The sequence below is a fragment of the Paranoxybacillus vitaminiphilus genome (assembly GCF_003259935.1).
GTDB classification, from domain to species: Bacteria; Bacillota; Bacilli; order Bacillales; family Anoxybacillaceae; genus Paranoxybacillus; species Paranoxybacillus vitaminiphilus.
Window position 1 is genome coordinate 1 of record NZ_QLMH01000049.1, and the last position, 1,866, is coordinate 1,866.

General features: G+C 32.9%; 3 protein-coding genes. 2 read left to right on the plus strand and 1 reads right to left on the minus strand.

What is annotated here, in order from left to right; translation table 11 throughout:
• Positions 1–67 precede the first annotated feature (67 nt).
• On the minus strand, positions 68–1,186 hold the full coding sequence (tnpB, locus tag B0I26_RS17985) for an IS200/IS605 family element RNA-guided endonuclease TnpB (protein ID WP_111646696.1): 1,119 nt from the start codon (positions 1,184–1,186) through the stop codon (positions 68–70).
• Positions 1,187–1,280: 94 nt separating this feature from the next.
• Between tnpB and B0I26_RS18910 the strand changes: the two genes are divergently transcribed.
• On the plus strand, positions 1,281–1,415 hold the full coding sequence (locus B0I26_RS18910; protein WP_281268731.1) for a hypothetical protein: 135 nt from the start codon (positions 1,281–1,283) through the stop codon (positions 1,413–1,415).
• Positions 1,415–1,813 (plus strand): IS200/IS605 family transposase, encoded by a 399-nt coding sequence (gene tnpA, locus B0I26_RS17990; RefSeq protein ID WP_111646697.1) that lies wholly within the window; start codon positions 1,415–1,417, stop codon positions 1,811–1,813. The genes B0I26_RS18910 and tnpA overlap by 1 nt, the downstream gene beginning before the upstream one ends.
• Positions 1,814–1,866 lie beyond the last annotated feature (53 nt).

The window sequence follows — 1,866 nt, forward strand, 5'->3', positions numbered from 1 at the left end:
TTGAACTACCACTAGGCTAAAGCCATAGTGGATTCCTAAGTACAGAGTTCTATCGAACTCTAATTGATTAGGCTATCCCCGTAGTTCCTACGGTTAATCGCAAGGCTTCCTTGCGAAGATTTAAACTTGCGTTAATATCTCGGTCATGATGGGTATGACAATTAGGACACTCCCATTCACGCAATCCAAGATTTTTAACGTCTTTATTTTTATAGCCACAACATGAACAAAGCTGACTGGATGGAAAATTTTTCGCCACCGTTACAACTTGCTTTCCGTACCATTTCGCTTTGTATTCCAACATCGTTCTAAATTGTGACCATGATACTTCACTAATAGCTTTGGCTAATTTATGGTTTTTCAACATATTAGATACTTGCAAATCTTCAATACCAATTACATCGTGGTTTTTGATGATTTTGGTAGAGATTTTATGCAAGTAATCATTTCTAGCGTTTGTGATTTTTTCATGGATACGAGCAACTTTAATTCGTTGCTTATTCCAATTAGAACTACCTTTCTTACGTCTTGAAAGAATACGTTGTGCTTTTGCTAATTTTTCTTCTAATCTTCGAAAAAACTTAGGATTAGAGTAGACAGTTCCATCTGAAAGAATAGCAAAATCTTTCAAGCCGACATCTATACCCGCAGAAGAATCTGTTTTTTCTAACGGTTGTACTTCTGTTTCTACAAGAATGGATACAAAATATTTTCCACTTGGATTACGTCTAATTGTTGCATTGAGAATACGACCTTCTACTTCACGACTCTTTGCAAAACGAATCCATCCAAGTTTAGGCAATTTGATTTTATTACCATCAATAGCAATATTGCCATTTGTATGCTTTGTTGTGTAAGACTGAACAGGATTTTTCTTGGACTTAAAACGTGGTCTATCGTTTTGTTTCTTAAAGAAACGAGAATAAGCGTCAGCAAGATTTTTCAACGATGATTGAATTGCAATACTATCTACTTCTTTTAGCCAAGTTAATTCTTTTTTTAGTTGTGTTAACTGAGCAGAACAAGAATTATAAGTTAAACCTTTTCCTGTTTCTTTGTAAGTATTGTCCCATTTTGCTAAAAAATGATTAAATACAAATCGGGAACAACCAAATGTTTTATTAATTAATATTTCTTGTTCTTTGTTTGGATAGATTCTAAATTTATATGCCTTATTTACCATCATTGATTTTCACTTCTTTTCCATATATACTATAAGTATATACAGAGTATTAGTATATGTCAATAGCATATACTTTTTTTAAAGGGGTGTGATACAAATGGAACGTGTACCAAAATTAATTAAATTCCCTGTCGATTTAGTAGTGAGGATTGAGGAATATCAAAAGAAGAATAATATTAAAAGTTTTTCAGGCGCTGTTTACGAACTAATTCGCAAAGGCTTAGAAAAGTAATGGAATATATCTCTGAAAATCATAGCAAGTATTTGCTTATGTGCCATTTAATATTTGTTTGCAAGTATCGAAAAAAGTTATTATTAAAAGTCGGTGATGATATTAAAACTGAAATCGAATCAATAGCTAATCATTACGGTTGGCAAATTATTGAGCAAGAAATAGACCAAGACCATATTCATATCTTAATCAGATATTCTCCAAAATGGAGTATTCTTGAAATCGTTAGATTATTGAAGCAACTCACAACTTATCGAATGTGGCAAAAGCATAACAAATATCTTTCTCAACATTTTTGGAAAGAACGAACCTTTTGGAGTGATGGATATTTTTCTTGTAGTATTGGGAATGTAAGCAAAGAGATTATCCAAAAATATATTCAAGAACAAGGTCGTTAGGGCTTACATCCCCTAGCCTAAAGGCGTAGGGGTTTTTCGCCCATCCTTATAAA